This window comes from Burkholderia sp. AU33803, assembly GCF_002223095.1.
GTDB lineage: Bacteria > Pseudomonadota > Gammaproteobacteria > Burkholderiales > Burkholderiaceae > Burkholderia.
On the sequence record NZ_NKFJ01000005.1, the window covers coordinates 766,062 to 781,670 of the forward strand.

The following is a 15,609-nucleotide window of genomic DNA, read 5'->3' on the forward strand; positions in this document are numbered from 1 at the left end:
GGGCTCCGCGACGAGTGGGCTGAGTGGCCGCGCTCAGCGCGCGGCCTTCTGCACGAACTGCGGATCGACGCCGGCCGAATAGTCGGCGAGCACCGTCTGGATCGTGCCCTGCGATTTGAGGAAGGTGGCCGTCGCTGCCAGCGACTTCGCGGCGCCCGATTGCGCACCGCCGCCGAGCCACGTCGGCGATGCCTGCTCGGCCGCCGTCGGGAACGCATAGAGCGCGAGGCTGGCCGGCACGTCCTGTGCGTTCGCGCCCGAGACCTTCGCGACCGCCGCGACCTGCGGCGAGCCGACCTTCCAAGCCGCCGCATGCGCGCGGTAGTCGGCATCGGCCGCCGCGAGCACCTTCACGAAGCGCGTGACGAACTCGGGGTTCTCGCGCGCGAACTTGCGGCTCACGACGAAGCCGTCGAAGGTCGCCTTGCCACTTTCTTTCGCAACCTGGCCCGATGTCGTCAGCACGGTGCCCGACTGCTTGACCTTCGCGAGCACCGGATCCCAGATGTAGGTCGCGTCGATGTCGCCGCGCGCCCACGCCGCCGCGACTTCGGGCGGACGCAGGTTGACGATCTTCACGTCGTTCGGATTGACGCCCGCGGCCTGCAGCGCGACGAGCGTGTGGAAATGCGACGTCGACACGAACGGCACGCCGATCTTCTTGCCCTTCAGCGCGGCGATGTTGGTGACGCCCGAGCCGTTGCGCGCGACGAGCGCCTCGGCGTCGTTGATGTTGTCGAGCACCCAGAACAGCGAGATGTCGAGCCCCTGCGACAGCCCGGCCGCGATCGGGCTCGAGCCGGCTTCGCCGAGCTGCACGGAGCCCGACGCGAGCGCGCGGATCACGTCGGCGCCGCTGTCGAGCTTGCGGAACGTGACCTTGTAGCCGGTCGCCTTTTCGACTTCACCGCTCGCCTGCGCGTAGCGCCACGGCACCACCATGTCCTGGTACGCGATCACGACTTCGCGCGTTTCGGCGTGCGCCGCGCCGAACGCGGCAAAGGCGGTCAGCGCGACGACGGCGCGGCGGATGAAGCTGAAACGGGACATGCGGCTCTCCTTCGGAATGCGGGCATTGCTGCGGGAGAGCCGACTATAGGAGCTTTGCGCGCGGCAGGAGCGAACTTATCCTGCGAAGCTATCGATGCCGTTTCAGCTTTGCTTTCCATGCTTTACCGGATTGCGCGTCCGGTCCGGTGGCGATTGTCGTGCGGGGACGCGGAACGCGTGTGTCAGCGTTCGCGGGTCGCGGGTCGCACCGGCCGGCCGAGATACCTGCGCGCCAGCTCGGTCTGCGGGTGCTCGAACGCGTCCTCTAGATCGTCGAGTTCCCGTACCGTCAAACCGATATCCGCCAATTGACCGACGCGCCGCCAACTCTGAACGGCATCGAACACGCCGCCCAGCACGTCAAGCGCCTGTTCGCGCGTCAACGAAAAATGACTGCATGCATCGAGCAGTACGCCAATCGAATCGATCGGACCCGTATCCTCGGTGAGCCACGTCTTCGATTCGCGCAGCTTGCCGGGCATCGGATTGACGTCGAAAGCCGGTGCCAACCGCCATCGTCGATTGCCGTCGTAAAGGAAGCCGAGATTCTGCAGATGGTCGTCAGTGTTCGTGATAAGGAGGTTGAACACGAGACGCCGCCAGAGCTCGCGCGCATCATCGAGCGGCCGGGCGCCATGCTGGCGCATCGCATCGACGATCTCCGTATAGGCGTGCTCATCGTCACGGGACGCCTGCAGCATCGACGCGGCTGACAGATACGGAATACGAAGATCGTCGCCGGTGCGGTCGAACCGTTCGATGAGCGCGACGGGCGTCTCGCCCACCGTCACGCATCGCGCGCCCGCCGCATCGATACCGGCCATGCGAGCGAGACGCAGTGCCAGCACCTCGGCTCGCGTGACGTTGATCGTATCCCCGATGCTGGGAAACTTGCCGATGGCGAGCCTGCCGTTCTCGTCCAGCACCGTGCATTTCGGGCGCATACCACCCAGCGACGTACCCTTGCCCTGCAGATAGCTCAGATCGGCGGCCGTGTCGGTGCCCGCCTCGAGCGCGCGCGTGGCATCGGCGATCCGCTCGAGTTCGATGAAAGGTGGCGTGGTCCGCCGCCCGCCCTCCTCGGTCCGCAAATACCGGCCCGAACGACACAGCCTCAGTGCACCAACCCGGCTGAAGTCATCGACCGCACACAAATAATCCAGCTCGTTGAGTGGCCTGAGGTCGGGCTGGGTTCGACGCAGCTTGGCGTGCGCTCGATCGATGACGCGTCTCCCCCATGCATCGGGCTCCGTATCGGCGAGCGCGAAGTGAAAGACCGAATCCACCGCGCGCGGTGCGCGGCGGGTCTGATAGCCAGCGTGCAGCGGCAGATCCGGCGATATCTCGAAGCGATCGGGATGCGTCAACCAGCGCTCGTCATAGACGAACTGGGACAATTCGCGCCGCCCTTGACTCACATAGAGCAAGCGCCCGACCGGCAACCCGGCCGTGCCGATGTGCAAGTCCAGTGCGTCGCTGACATCCGGTTTGATCGCTTTACCGTTCATTCGCTGCTCAAAATGCGTGGGGGCTCTTCTTGGGCGTGCGAACCCGTTGGGGCAGTTGCTCGTCCATCAGCGCGAGCCCGACGTCGTCCTGTGCACTGTCGAGCAGATCGCTCAGCCGGTCGAGCTCACCGAACACCTGAAGCACGCGCGCAAGCACATGCAGTTGCATGCGCGGATCACCGGCCTCCAGTCGCTTGATCGTGCTGAGTCCTGCTCCGACACGCTCGGCCAACGCCTGCTGCGTCAACCCTCGCCGACGCCGGGCACGATTGATGTCACCACCCAGTTTCTTGAGCGTACGCTGCGCGATGACGGGCAAAGGTCGCTCAATCTTACGGTTCTCAACCGAGCCTTTATCTGACTTAATGGTTTCCATGAGACCCATTATAAGTCGACACAGCAGAATCTCAAGGCGAGCACACATTAAGAGCCCCAACGAGAACCATTAACCCTTATAACAGCTCTCATCGGATACCTTAAATGGCATTCATTGATGGGCAATACGCTACCGCACCCAACGCGGGCACCGTCAACAGCGGGACTCTGACGTGTCGCGTAGTCCAACACTTCGTCGTCGCATACATCATCGACGGCACCCATCCGGCACACAATTCGGCCGTTTGGCCACGCTCCGCGTCCGCGCCAACAAAAAGCCCGCATCGCTGCGGGCTTCTTTTGGTTTCGCCGGAAGACGACGAAGCAACGGTGCTCAGACCACCCCGGCCCCGTGCGCCTGCAGATCGGCGTGATAGCTCGAGCGCACCATCGCGCCGACGGCCGCGTGCGTGAAGCCCATCTTGTACGCCTCTTCCTCGTACATCTTGAAGGTATCGGGATGCACGTACGCCCGCACCGGCAGGTGGTGCTCGGACGGCTGCAGGTACTGGCCGATCGTCAGCATGTCGACGTCATGCGCGCGCAGGTCGCGCATCACCTGCAGGATTTCCTCTTCGGTTTCGCCGAGGCCGACCATCAGGCCCGATTTCGTCGCGACGTCCGGATGCAGCGCCTTGAAATCCTTCAGGAGCTTCAGCGAGTGCGCGTAGTCCGAACCCGGGCGCGCTTCCTTGTACAGGCGCGGCACCGTTTCGAGGTTGTGGTTCATCACGTCCGGCGGTGCGGCGTTCAGGATCGAGATCGCGCGGTCGAGACGGCCGCGGAAGTCCGGCGTCAGGATTTCGATGCGCGTTTCCGGCGACTGTTCGCGCACTTCGCGGATGCACTCGACGAAGTGGCCGGCGCCGCCGTCGCGCAGGTCGTCGCGGTCGACGCTCGTGATCACCACGTACTTGAGCTTCAGCGCGCCGATCGTGCGCGCGAGGTTCTTCGGCTCGTCCGGATCCAGCGGATCGGGGCGGCCGTGGCCGACGTCGCAGAACGGGCAGCGGCGCGTGCACTTGTCGCCCATGATCATGAACGTCGCGGTGCCCTTGCCGAAGCACTCGCCGATGTTCGGGCAGCTCGCTTCCTCGCACACCGTATGCAGGTTGTGCTCGCGCAGGATCGTCTTGATCTCGTTGAAGCGCGAGCTGCCGGTGGCCGCCTTCACGCGGATCCACTCGGGCTTCTTCAGCTTCTCGATCGGAATGACCTTGATCGGGATGCGCGCCGTCTTCGCCTGCGCCTTCTGCTTGGCGGTCGGATCGTAGGCAGGGGTCGCGGCCGAATCGGCCGGTGCGGGGGAAGCGGTAACGTCAGTCATTCGAATGTTGTTCCAGTGCCTGCGGCTTGTCGGCGGCCGCGGATGCGCCGTCGAGGTTGGCGATCAGACGGCGCACCAGCGTGTGGGCGACGTCGTTCCAGTCGGCGGCAACCTCGAGGCTCGCCATGTCGACAGTTTCCAGTCCGGCATAGCCGCACGGGTTGATCGCAAGAAACGGGCGCAGATCCATCTTCACGTTCAGGCTCAGCCCGTGATAGCTGCAGCCGTTGCGGATCTTCAGGCCGAGGGCCGCGATTTTCGCGCCTTCGTGCACGCCGGACGCCACGTAGATCCCGGGCGCGCCCGCCTTGCGGACCGAAGCGAGATTATACGCCGCGAGGGTTTCGATCACGGCCTCCTCGATCTTCGTCACCAGCGTGCGCACCATCAGCTTGCGCCGGCGCAGGTCCAGCAGCAGGTACGCGACGATCTGGCCGGGGCCGTGGTAAGTGATTTGCCCGCCGCGGTCGACCTTCACGAGCGGCACGCCGCTGTCGGCCACCAGCAGGTGGGCCGGGTCGCCGGCCTGGCCGAGCGTGTAGACGGGCGGGTGCTCGACCAGCCAGATCTCGTCGCCGGTGTCGGCCGTGCGCGTGTCGGTGAACGCGCGCATCGCGTCGAAGCTCGCCTCGTAGGTCTCGACGCCCCGCCACCGCACGGTGACCGGCGGGGCCGGCTGAGCCGGGGACCCGGCGGGCGGTGCGGAAACGGCAACAGGCGTGGACACGATGGAAACCGGCGAAACGGACATGGGCGGTAGTTTACCGAAAACCCGTGGGTCTCGCCGGCCTGGGGAGGGGGACGGATCGCCGGTATCCGTCGGAGGAAATGATCGTCAGACGGTGCGCCAGCCGTTGTGAAGCAGCGCGGACAGGCGTTCGCGCAGCCGTGCCAGCCCGCCGAGCGCGACTTCCCGGGGCGGCCGCGATACCGAGAACGCCACGCACGTGCCCTCCCGGCCTTCCGCGCTGAGCCACAGCCGCTCGCCGCGGCGCAGCTTCAGCGACTCGCCGTCGACCAGGAAGTAGTCGTCGACGTCGTTGCTGCGCGTCGCCCACACCGGCCCGCGCTGGACGATCAGCCGCGTGCTGCGTTGTACCTTCATCGGCACGGTTTCGCCCGCGGGGATTTCGAACGTGATGCTTGAAGAAATTTCTTGCATGATCGACTCCGCCAAAAAGTGCTTCGATGGCTACAATCGTAGTCACTTCAAGTCGTCGGACAAAACGACCAATTTTCACGTCGATGTGAGGAAAATTAGCAAATGGACCTCCGCCAGCTACCTGCGCTGAACGCGATTCGCGCGTTCGAAGCCGCCGCCCGTCACGAGAATTTCTCGCGCGCCGCCGACGAGCTGTTCGTCACGCACGGCGCGGTCAGCCACCAGGTACGCGCACTCGAGGAGGAGCTCGGCGTGCAGCTGTTCACGCGCAACGGCAAGCGGCTGTGCCTGACCGACGCCGGCATGCGCTACGCGCAGCAGATCCGCACCGCACTGATGGTGATCGCCGACGCGACCCGCGACGTGCGCGCGAGCGACCGCGACCGGCGGCTCGTGGTGTCGATGCTGTCGTCGTTCGCCGCGCGCTTCATCACGCCGCGCATCGGCACGTTCATCGAGCGGCACCCGGAAATCGACGTCGAGCTGCAGTCGACCAACTCGCTCACCGATTTCGCGCGCGACGACGTCGACATCGCGATCCGCTTCGGTCAAGGCAACTATCCGGGGCTGCACGTCGAGCCGCTGTTCGACGAGGTGTTCTTTCCGGCGTGCGCGCCGACGCTGAACGGCGGCAAGCTGCCGCAAACGCCCGCGGATCTCGTGCACTACAACCTGCTGCGCTCGGACGACGAGCTGTGGCGGCCGTGGTTCGACGCGGCCGGGCTCAAGACGCTGACCGAGCCGAAACGGGGGATTCTGTACCAGGATTCGTCGAACCTGCTGCTGGCCGCGATCGACGGCCAGGGCATCGCGCTGGTGCGCCGCTCGCTCGCGGTGCACGACCTGCTCGACGGGCGCATCGTGCGCCTGTTCGACATCGACGGGCCGAGCCCGTGGCACTATTTTTTCGTGTGTCCGCCGCCGCTCGTGAACACGCCGCGCGTGCAGGCGTTCAGGAACTGGCTGCTTCAGGAGGTCGCCGAATACAAGCGGCTGTGCGACGAGCTGGACGCGCGGCGCGCGGCGGGGAAGACCCCCGCCGAGTGCGCGCAGGAAGGAGGATGGAAGGCGCTTAGAGTACGACCTTGACCATCGGGTGGCCGGTCAGTGCGCGGTAGATGTTGTCGAGCTGTTCCTGGCTCGTCGCCCGCACGGTGATCGTGAGGCCCGTGTAATTACCGCCGCTCGACGCGCGCTCCTCGATCTTCTCGACGTCGATCTCGTTGTCGTGAACGGCGACGACCTTGAAGATCGTGTCCTTGAACTCGGGGTGCGCCTTGCCCATGATCTTGATCGGGAAATCGCACGGGAACTCCAGCAGCGACTCCTTCCGGGTATCGATTGCGCCTGTCACCTCGATGGTTTTGGTCGGTTCGCTCATCATTTGCTCCGGGTTAGGTCAAACTGTTCAAACTCGCGCGCTTTCGCGCGCTGGTACGCCTCGTACAACGCCGCGAATACGGGGCCCGGCTTGCCGCCATGCACGGGCAGATCGTCGAGCGACGTGACGGGCAGCACTTCCTTCGTGGCCGACGTGATCATGATTTCGTCGGCTGCGCGCAACTCCACTTCGCTGATCTCGCGGGCGACGAACGGGATCTCGCATTCGTCCGCCAGTTCCTCGATCAGCGCGTAGCGGATCCCCTCGAGGATCTTGTTGCTGCGCGGCGGCGCGAGCAGCTCGCCGTTCTTCACGATCCACACGTTCGACGACGAGCCTTCCGTCAGGTTGCCGTCGCGCAGCTGCAGCGTCTCGAACGCATCGCGCTCGGCCGCATGCTGCGCCATCAGCACGTTGCCGAGCAGCGAGATCGACTTGATGTCGCAATGCAGCCAGCGACGATCCTCGGCCGTCACGCAGCGCACGCCCTTCGCGCGCTCCTCTTCCGACGGCAGGCGCAGCGGGCTCGTCATCGCGAACACCGTCGGCACCGCGTTCGCCGGGAACGCGTGGCCGCGCTTCGCGACACCGCGCGTCACCTGCAGGTAGACGAGCGCGTTGCCCTCGCCGAGCGCTTCGGCATTCGCCGCGACCACCCGCTCGATCAACGCCCGCCAGCCCGCGTCGTCGTGCGGGCTCGTGATGCCGATCTTCTTCAGGCTGCGCTCGAGCCGTGCCAGATGCTGCTCGATCCGGAACGGCACGTGCGCGCCGTCGTGCGCATAAACGGGGACAACTTCATACACGCCGTCGCCGAAGATGAACCCGCGGTCGAGCACCGGTACACGGGCTTCCGACAGCGGCACCATTTCCTCCTGCGACGAGACGCTGAGGTAGACGATCGGTTCGAATTCGGCTTGGCTCATAGCTATGTCAGATGGGGATGAAGTCGCGAAAACAAAGGCCCGTCGTGCTTACTTCTTCTTGCTGAACATCAGCAGGATCGAGTCCCAGATACGCCCGAAGATACCCGCTTCCGGCACGGCCTGCAGTGCGACGACCGGGAATTCCGACAGCGTCTTGCCGTCGGCGACGATCTTCACGGTGCCGACCTGCTGGCCTTCCGCGAGCGGCGCGATCAGCGGCGCGTTGACGTCGACTTCCGTCTTGATCTTGTCGCCGAGGCCGCGCGGCACGGTCGCCCACTGGTCGGCCTTCACGCCGACCTGCACGGTGTTGTCCTTGCCCTTGTAGATGCGCGGCGTCGACATCGCCTGGCCGCCCTTGAACAAGCGCACCGAATCGAACGCGCTGTAGCCGTAGTTCAGCATCTTCATGCTGTCCTGCGTGCGCTCGCTTTCCTTCTGCTCGCCCATCATCACCGACACCAGGCGGCGCTGGCCGTCCACGCCCGGGATCGCGCGCTTCGCCGACGCGATCAGGCAGTAGCCGGCCGCTTGCGTATGGCCCGTCTTCAGGCCGTCGACCGTCGGGTCGAGCCACAGCAGGCGGTTGCGGTTGCCCTGGCGGATGTTGTTGTACTTGAATTCCTTCTCCGAGAAGATGCTGTAGTACTGCGGAAAATCGCGGATCAGGTGGGCGGACAGCTTCGCGAGGTCGCCGGCCGTGGTGTAGTGGTTCGGGTCGGGCATGCCGTTCACGTCGGCGAAGTGCGTGCCCTTCATGCCGAGGCGCTGCGCCTCGTCGTTCATCAGCGTGACGAACTGCCCTTCGCTGCCGCCGACGAGTTCGGCCAGCGCGATCGCGGCGTCGTTGCCCGACTGGATGATCATCCCGTACACGAGGTCATGCACCGACACCGGCTTGTTCGCCTCGATGAACATGCGCGACTCGTCGCGGCCGACGCGGCGCACGGCTTCGCTCGGCGTGATGATCTGCTCCATCGAGATCTTCTTCTTGTCGAGCGCCTCGAACACGAGGTAGGCGGTCATCAGCTTCGTCAGCGACGCGGGCTCGACGCGCTCATCGGCATTGCCCGACGCGAGCACCGTGTTGCTGGTCGCATCGACGAGCACCCACGAACGCGCATTCACGCCCGGCGGCGGCACCGCGCCCGGCATGTAGGTCGCGGGCGCGCCGGTGAACTGCTCGGTGGCGGCCGGCGCCGCATGCGCGGCCTTGGCCTTGGCGGCCGGCTTCGCCTCGGCGACGACGATCGTCGAGGCGAGCGCGACGGGCAGCATCACGCCGAGCGCGACGTTGCGCGCGGCGGTGCCGAAGGCGATGGAGGAAGCGAGAGACTTGAGGCCTTGGGGAGACAGACGCATGATCGATTCAGGCTGATGGCAGAAAGTGCGGTGCGAAACGCGCAGGGTTGAACGGCAAGGCGGCGGGCGTTTCGGGCACTCGCCCGAGATCGTCGGGCGACGCGAAACGCGCCGGTTGGACTCGTGCGGACGCGTTCGGTTCGCGGCCGTCGCGAGCGGGCGGACAGGCGGCGAAACGAGCGCCGCAATGCGCCCAGCCGGGCCGCGGGCGACGCGGAATCCGGCCATTATACGTGGGCGCGCAGCGCGTTTTCGCGAACCTGGCGCCGGACAGTTGCGCATCCGCATCGGGCGCGGGGTGACGACAAGCTGCCCGTCATCGCACACGAAGGGGTGCGAAAGGCATGCGCAGGCGAGGCGGAAGTGAGGCGGCGCCGCACGGCGCGGCGCGATGTCGCGTGGGGGAACGCGCGTCCGGCGCGTGCCAGGAGATCCTGGGTGAGACGCGACGCGGGTGCCGGCGTTACGCCCGCACCCGCGCACTGGCTAGCGCCACGCGTCGACGATGATGCGCTTCAGCACGTGCAGCTTGCGATGCAGGAAATGCTCGGCGCCGGGGATCACGACGACCGGCAGTTCCTGCGGCCGCGCCCAGTCGTACACGGAAGCGATCGGCACCGTGTCGTCGGTTTCGCCGTGGATCACGAGCGTGTTCTCCGGCACGTCGGCCACCTGCCAGCGGCTCGCGGCCGTGCCGACGAACACCATCCGCTCGATCGTCTCGCCCGCGTCGCGCAGCCGCTTCGCGACGTGCGACAGCACGAAGGTGCCGAACGAGAAGCCGGCGAGCACGAGCGGCAGGTCCGCATACGCGGGCTGCGCGCGCATGTGCGCGAGCACCGCGAGCAGGTCGTCGGCTTCGCCGGTGCCGTTGTCGTGCACGCCTTCGGTCGCACCGACGCCGCGGAAGTTCGACCGGAACACGACGTAGTTCAGCTGCACGAGCGTGCGCGCGAGGGTTTGCGCGACCTTGTTGTCCATCGTGCCGCCGAACAGCGGATGCGGATGCGCGACGAGCGCGATGCCGCGCGGGGCGGCGCCGTTTTCGCGCACGGCGTCGGGGAGGTCGACGGCGATTTCGATCTGCCCGACCGGGCCCGCGATCAGCGACTTCTGCGTATGAACGTTCATTGCGCCGGCCCGCTCAGATCTTCAGGCGGTCGACGACCTTGCCGTCGCGCAGGTGCGATTCGACGATCTCGTCGATGTCGGCCTGGTCGACGTACGTGTACCACGTGCCTTCCGGATACACGACCATCACAGGCCCTTCCTCGCAGCGGTCGAGGCAGCCGGCCTTGTTGATGCGGACCTTGCCGGGCCCCGCGAGACCGAGTTCCTTCACGCGCTTTTTCGCGTATTCCTGCATGGTCTGCGCGTCGCATTGCGCGCAGCTCGGGCGTTCGGCGCCCGGTTCGCGCTGGTTCAGGCAGAAGAAGACGTGGTGCTGGTAGTAGGAATCCATGATGGTGACGAGCGGCGCGGCGCGAGGCCGTGCGGAAAGAGGAGCGGTTGCCGCCGCGCGGGGCAGCGGCGGGTTCGGACGATTATAGCGACCGGCGCACGCCGCTGCCTGCGATACCGCCGCCGCGCCACATCAGCCCCCGCGTCAGCGGCGCAGCACGGCCGGCAGCCACGCATGCTCGACGCGCTGGCCGAGCCAGATCAGCGCCGCGTAGGGCCAGATCCATGCGAGCCAGCGCGCGAGGCTGTTGAAGTGCACGTAGCGGCCCTGCCGCCAGCCCGACAGCGTGAAGTCGAAGAACGGATTGACCGGCAGCAGGTTCACGAGCGCCACGCCGGCCAGCAGCGCGAGCACCGCAAGCGTCGCGCGCCAGGTCGCCGGCACATGCAGCGCAACGAGCGCGGCCGCGAACCCGAGCTCGATCCCGAGCCGCGCGCCGGGCGTCGCCCACACGACGACGAGGCCGGTGGCCGACTGCATGAAGGTCGCGGCCGCCTTCAGTACGAGCGTCGCGACGACGAGCGCGATCAGGAGCCGGATGCGCGGCGCGCGCGGCCGCATCGCGAGCGACGCGATCGTCAGCGCGGCGAACAGCATCAACCCGCCGAGCGCGGCCTCCCAACCGGAATCGGACAGCCAGCCGTCGACGCGCTCCGGCCATTCGCCCACGCGCCACGCGGCCGGCAGCCACGCGAGCAGCGCGTCCTGCATCGACACGTCGGCGCGCTCCCACAGCGCGGCCGGCCAGTCGCCAATGCCGAACAGGAACGGCGACGGAAACAGGATCGCGAACGGCCACAGCCCGGCGAGCAGCAGCGGCGTCGCGCCGTCGTCCTCGAACCACGCGAAGCGCAGCCGGCGCAGCGCGCCGCGATCAAGCAGCGCACCGGTGGCCGGCGCGACGAGCGCCGCGCCCAGCAGCGCGCCGAGCGCGTTGGCCGCGAGATCGAGATTCGACGCGACGCGCGTCGGCAGGTAGGTTTGCAGCGCTTCCATCGTGCCCGACAGCAGCACGCCGAGCCCGGCCGCGATCAGCGTCGCAGCCACGCCGCGCCAGCGCGGGTGCAGCGCGAGCACGGCAAGCGCGCCGAACGGCATGTAGCCGAGCACGTTCGTGACCACGTCGAATGCGGTCACGTAGCGCTGCATCGGCGCGAACAGATAGTCGAACGGCCCGATGCCGAGCGACATCCAGCCTGAAAACGGATACAGCGATGCGTAGACGACGAGGGCCGCGTAAGCGGCGAAGGCCTGCCGCGCGAGCGGCGATGCGCGAGGGGTGCCGGTCGCGCTCATCGCGGCTGCACGGCACGCGTCACGGCGTGCCCGCGTACGCCTGCATGCCGACCCACGCGGCGATCTGCGACACGAGCTGGTCGCTCGCCGTCGCGAGCGCGCGGGCGCCGCCCGCCGCGTCCGGCGTGCTGGACGGTGCGCGTGCCACGAACGTGCGCTGGCCGAGCACCTTGCCGTCCAGCATCAGCGTCGCGCGCGCGGTGACGGCGCCGTGGCTCTGCGACTGGCCGTCGAACACCTGTTCGAATTCGTTCAGGTCGACCTTGAGCGTCGGCGCGCGCACGCCGTCGGAGCCTTCGAGCACCGTGCCGCGCGACGACAGCGCGCCGCGCAGCCGCTGCGTGAGCAGTTGCGCGGGCGGCGCGGTCCAGCGGCTGTCGCGATAGACGGCCACGTGCTGCGCGTCCACGTACGCGAGGCGGTACGCGAATTTGTCGGAGTCGAGCGCGTCGGGCGCGGCGACGTCGAGCACCTTCAGCGCGGGGCCCGGGCCTGCGGTCACGGCCGGCGTGGCCGGCCCGAGGTCGTAGCGGACATTCGACAGCACCGCGTTGTTGCCGGCGCAGCCGGCCGCGAGCGACAGCGTCAGCACGGCGAGCGCGGCCGCGGCGGGACGCAGCGCGCGGTCAAGGATTCGTGGCATGGCGTGTTCCTGCATGATGTTTCCGGTTTCGATGGGTATTACTGCCCGGCCGTCGCACCCGGCCAGACGAAGCCGGGCTCGCCGGGCCCCGGCGCCGCGCCGGGCGAACCGAACAACAGACTGCGCGGATTGCGGCCAAGTTCACCGGCCACGTCCTTCAATTGCCGCGAGGCGTCGCCGACGTTGCCGGCGAGCGCGTTGAAACGCGGCAGCGTGTCGTACTGCACGCGCGTGTTGAGACCGTTCAGCGCGACGCTGATCTGCTCGGCGGCCGTGCCGGCCTTGTTCAGGTTCGACACGAGCGGCCCGTTCGGCTGCAGCAGCGTGTTCGCCGACGCCATCGCGCGGTTCACCTCGTGCATCGTTTCCGGCAGCGCGGTGACCGCCGGGCCGAGCTGCTTCGTCAGCGTGGCGGCGCCATCGGCCGCGCGCTGCAGGCTTTCGGCGGTCGCACGCAGTTGCTCGCGCATCTCGGGCGACATCAGCGCATTCGCGCTCTTCGCGGCCAGTTCGAGCTGCCGCAGCAGCACGTCGCCGCGCTCCTGGATCTGGTCGAACAGGCTCGGCCGCATCGGGATCTGCGCGATCGCCTTCGTCGACGACGGCAGCGGCGCCAGATCGCGACCCGTGTCCTCGAGCTGCACGAACGCGATGCCCGTCACGCCCTGGAAGCCGAGGCTGCCGTAGGTCGACTGCGTGATCGGCGCGTCGTGGTCGACGAGGATGCGGATCCGGATCTGGCCCGGGTGCGCGCGATCGAAGCCGATCGACTGCACCTTGCCGACGTCAAGGCCGCGAAAGCGCACGGCCGCGTCCGGGAACAGCCCCGTCACGTTGGTGCGCGCGAGCAGGTCGTACGGCACGCGCACGGTGCGGTCGACGTTGAACCAGAACACGGTGCCCGCGATCGCGAGCGTCAGCGCGATCGTGAACAGGCCGGCCCAGAACGCATGTGATTTGTTTTCCATTCGCGGATTCCTTCGTGCCTACAGCTCGACGCTCGACAGCGCCGGTTCGAGGGCCGCCTTCGGCAGCTTCGCGCGCCGCTCGGGCGGCAGCGCCTGCAATGCGCGGCGCCCGCGCAGCCCCAGGAAATATTCGTGGATGAACGGATGGTCGACGTTCGCGGCCTCCTCGACCGGCGCGGCGACCAGCACCTTGCGATCGGCCAGCACCGCAACGCGCGTCGACAGCGCGACCATCGTGTCGAGATCGTGCGTCACCATCACGACGGTCAGTCCGAGCGTGCGGTGCAGCGTCGCGATCAGCTCGACGAATTCGTCGGACGCCTGCGGGTCGAGGCCGGCCGTCGGCTCATCCAGGAACAGCAGCTCGGGCTCGAGCGCGATCGCGCGCGCGATGCCCACCCGCTTGACCATCCCGCCCGACAGCGCGGCCGGCATCTTCGATGCGTGCTTGCACGGCAGCCCGACCATCTCGAGCTTCAGCATCACGATGTCGTGCAGCAGGTCCGGCGGCACGCGGCCGAGCTCGCGCAGCGGCTGCGCGACGTTGTCGAACACCGTCATCGACGAGAACAGCGCGCCCTGCTGGAACAGCATCCCGGAGCGCGTGCGCATCATCCGCGCGCTCGCGTCGTCGATCGTCGCCGTGTCCTCGCCGAATACCTTGATCGTGCCCGACGTCGGCCGCTCGAGGCCGAGGATCTGCCGCACGAGCGTGGTCTTGCCCGAGCCCGAGCCGCCGACGATCGACACGATCTCGCCGCGCCGCACGTCGAAGTCGAGCTTCTGGTGAACGATGTTGCGCCCGTAGCGCTTGGTCAGGTTGCGCACCTCGATCACGAGGTCGCCGCCGTCGGTCGCCGCGGCCGGCCCGTTGCCCACCGACCCGGCGCCGATGGCCGCGGCGTGCACGGTCGTTTCGTTCGATGCGTTCATCCGAGCCCCACGTTCTGGAACAGGATCGCGAACACCGCGTCGGCGAGGATCACGACCGTGATCGACGTCACGACCGACGTGGTCGTGCCTTCGCCAAGGCTCTGCGAGTTCGCCTTGATCCGGAAGCCGAAATGGCAGGCGACCAGCGCGATCAGCATGCCGAACACGACGCCCTTGCCGACCCCGATGTACAGGTTCGCGATCGGCACGACGCCCGGCAGCGAGCGCACGAAATAGTTGACGTCGATGCCGAGCACGAGCTTCGCGGCAAGCGCGCCGCCCGTCAGCGCGATGATGTTGGTCCACATCACGAGCAGCGGCATCGCTATACCGAGCGCGAGCACGCGCGGCAGGATCAGCCGCAGCCCGTGCGGGATGCCCATCACGCGCATCGCGTCGAGCTCCTCGGTCACGCGCATCACGCCGATCTGCGCGGTGATCGCTGAGCCCGAGCGGCCGGCAACGAGAATCGCCGACAGCACCGGGCCGAGCTCGCGGATCACCGACAGCCCGAGGATGTTCACGATGTAGCGGTTCGCGCCGAACATCTGCAGCTGCTGCGCGGACAGGTAGCTGAGCACGATGCCGATCAGGAACGCGACGAGCGCGGTGATCGGCAGCGCCTGCGCGCCGGCGCTGTAGATGTTCGCCGAGGTTTCCTTCCACGGCATCGTCTTCGGGCGGCGCAGCACCGACAGCGCATCGAGGATCACGAGGCCGAACATCGCGATACCGCCCTTCAGGTGTTCGCCGAACGCGAACAGCATGAAGCCGAGGCGCGTGATCGGGCCGAAGCGCACCACCCGCTCGGGCGCCTCGCGCGCGCTGTCGAGCCGCTCGATGCGCTCGAAGATCGTGCGCTGCGTGGTGCTCAGCGCGACGCCGGCCGGCAGCTTGCGGCCCCACACGCGCCACAGCGCCTGGCCGCCGACGTGGTCGAGCCGCTCGATGCCGGACAGATCCCATTCGCTCACGCGCCCGGATGCGATGCTCGCGATACGGCGCGCCACCGCGCCGCGATTGCGTGCAAGCGCGAGCGCGGTCCACTGGCCGGTCAGGCGCACCGTCTGGCCCTGGCCGCCGGCGTCGACCGACAGGCCGGGAGGAGTCTCGAAGTCCAAGGGCAGGTTGTTTGCAAAAAGGTGACAGCGGCCATTGTAGCGAACCGCCCGGCGACGCGACGTGAGGATTTCCGTGCGGCGCCCAGCCGCGGGCG

Annotated in this window: 17 protein-coding genes; 1 reads left to right on the top strand and 16 read right to left on the bottom strand. The window is 67.5% G+C overall.

Annotation, left to right across the window (positions count from 1 at the left end):
* Window positions 1-33 precede the first annotated feature (33 nt).
* The 6 genes from tauA to CFB41_RS15375 form a co-directional block, all read right to left on the bottom strand.
* Entirely contained in the window at window positions 34-1,050 is a 1,017-nt protein-coding gene (gene tauA, locus CFB41_RS15350) for a taurine ABC transporter substrate-binding protein (RefSeq protein ID WP_089456996.1), read from the bottom strand.
* A 182-nt stretch (window positions 1,051-1,232) separates the two neighbouring features.
* The gene (locus CFB41_RS15355; protein ID WP_089456997.1) at window positions 1,233-2,558 is read right to left on the bottom strand and encodes a type II toxin-antitoxin system HipA family toxin; all 1,326 of its coding nucleotides are present in this window, start codon (window positions 2,556-2,558) and stop codon (window positions 1,233-1,235) included.
* 7 nt (window positions 2,559-2,565) lie between these two features.
* On the bottom strand, window positions 2,566-2,934 hold the full coding sequence (locus CFB41_RS15360) for a helix-turn-helix domain-containing protein (RefSeq protein WP_179250049.1): 369 nt from the start codon (window positions 2,932-2,934) through the stop codon (window positions 2,566-2,568).
* A 333-nt stretch (window positions 2,935-3,267) separates the two neighbouring features.
* Window positions 3,268-4,260, bottom strand: a complete 993-nt coding sequence (gene lipA, locus CFB41_RS15365; protein WP_039346279.1) for a lipoyl synthase — start codon at window positions 4,258-4,260, stop codon at window positions 3,268-3,270.
* Window positions 4,253-5,011: a lipoyl(octanoyl) transferase LipB gene (gene lipB / locus CFB41_RS15370; protein WP_089456998.1), complete on the bottom strand. Its 759-nt coding sequence runs from the start codon at window positions 5,009-5,011 to the stop codon at window positions 4,253-4,255. Before lipB ends, lipA begins: the two co-directional genes overlap by 8 nt.
* Before the next feature lie 84 nt (window positions 5,012-5,095).
* Window positions 5,096-5,422, bottom strand: coding sequence for a DUF2917 domain-containing protein (locus CFB41_RS15375; protein ID WP_089441334.1), 327 nt, complete (start codon window positions 5,420-5,422; stop codon window positions 5,096-5,098).
* 102 nt (window positions 5,423-5,524) lie between these two features.
* Between CFB41_RS15375 and CFB41_RS15380 the strand changes: the two genes are divergently transcribed.
* Complete coding sequence (locus CFB41_RS15380) at window positions 5,525-6,511, top strand: transcriptional regulator GcvA (protein ID WP_089456999.1); 987 nt, start codon at window positions 5,525-5,527, stop codon at window positions 6,509-6,511.
* Here the strand turns inward: CFB41_RS15380 and CFB41_RS15385 are convergent.
* The 10 genes from CFB41_RS15385 to CFB41_RS15430 form a co-directional block, all read right to left on the bottom strand.
* On the bottom strand, window positions 6,495-6,803 hold the full coding sequence (locus tag CFB41_RS15385) for a YbeD family protein (protein ID WP_011353335.1): 309 nt from the start codon (window positions 6,801-6,803) through the stop codon (window positions 6,495-6,497). The genes CFB41_RS15380 and CFB41_RS15385 overlap by 17 nt on opposite strands.
* Complete coding sequence (locus CFB41_RS15390; RefSeq protein ID WP_089457000.1) at window positions 6,803-7,729, bottom strand: D-amino acid aminotransferase; 927 nt, start codon at window positions 7,727-7,729, stop codon at window positions 6,803-6,805. Before CFB41_RS15390 ends, CFB41_RS15385 begins: the two co-directional genes overlap by 1 nt.
* A 48-nt stretch (window positions 7,730-7,777) precedes the next feature.
* Window positions 7,778-9,091, bottom strand: coding sequence for a D-alanyl-D-alanine carboxypeptidase family protein (locus tag CFB41_RS15395; protein ID WP_089441107.1), 1,314 nt, complete (start codon window positions 9,089-9,091; stop codon window positions 7,778-7,780).
* A 486-nt stretch (window positions 9,092-9,577) separates the two neighbouring features.
* Window positions 9,578-10,222, bottom strand: a complete 645-nt coding sequence (locus CFB41_RS15400) for an alpha/beta hydrolase (RefSeq protein ID WP_089457001.1) — start codon at window positions 10,220-10,222, stop codon at window positions 9,578-9,580.
* A gap of 13 nt (window positions 10,223-10,235) precedes the next feature.
* Window positions 10,236-10,553, bottom strand: a complete 318-nt coding sequence (locus tag CFB41_RS15405) for a ferredoxin (protein ID WP_011694422.1) — start codon at window positions 10,551-10,553, stop codon at window positions 10,236-10,238.
* Window positions 10,554-10,697: 144 nt separating this feature from the next.
* The gene (locus tag CFB41_RS15410) at window positions 10,698-11,849 is read right to left on the bottom strand and encodes a VanZ family protein (protein WP_089457002.1); all 1,152 of its coding nucleotides are present in this window, start codon (window positions 11,847-11,849) and stop codon (window positions 10,698-10,700) included.
* A 19-nt stretch (window positions 11,850-11,868) separates the two neighbouring features.
* On the bottom strand, window positions 11,869-12,492 hold the full coding sequence (locus CFB41_RS15415) for an ABC-type transport auxiliary lipoprotein family protein (protein WP_089457213.1): 624 nt from the start codon (window positions 12,490-12,492) through the stop codon (window positions 11,869-11,871).
* A 38-nt stretch (window positions 12,493-12,530) separates the two neighbouring features.
* On the bottom strand, window positions 12,531-13,460 hold the full coding sequence (locus CFB41_RS15420; RefSeq protein WP_089457003.1) for an MlaD family protein: 930 nt from the start codon (window positions 13,458-13,460) through the stop codon (window positions 12,531-12,533).
* 18 nt (window positions 13,461-13,478) lie between these two features.
* Window positions 13,479-14,393: an ABC transporter ATP-binding protein gene (locus CFB41_RS15425; protein WP_089457004.1), complete on the bottom strand. Its 915-nt coding sequence runs from the start codon at window positions 14,391-14,393 to the stop codon at window positions 13,479-13,481.
* Window positions 14,390-15,514 carry an ABC transporter permease gene (locus tag CFB41_RS15430; protein WP_089441112.1) on the bottom strand — a complete coding sequence of 375 codons (1,125 nt, stop codon included), beginning with the start codon at window positions 15,512-15,514 and terminating at the stop codon, window positions 14,390-14,392. The genes CFB41_RS15425 and CFB41_RS15430 overlap by 4 nt, the downstream gene beginning before the upstream one ends.
* Window positions 15,515-15,609: the final 95 nt, after the last annotated feature.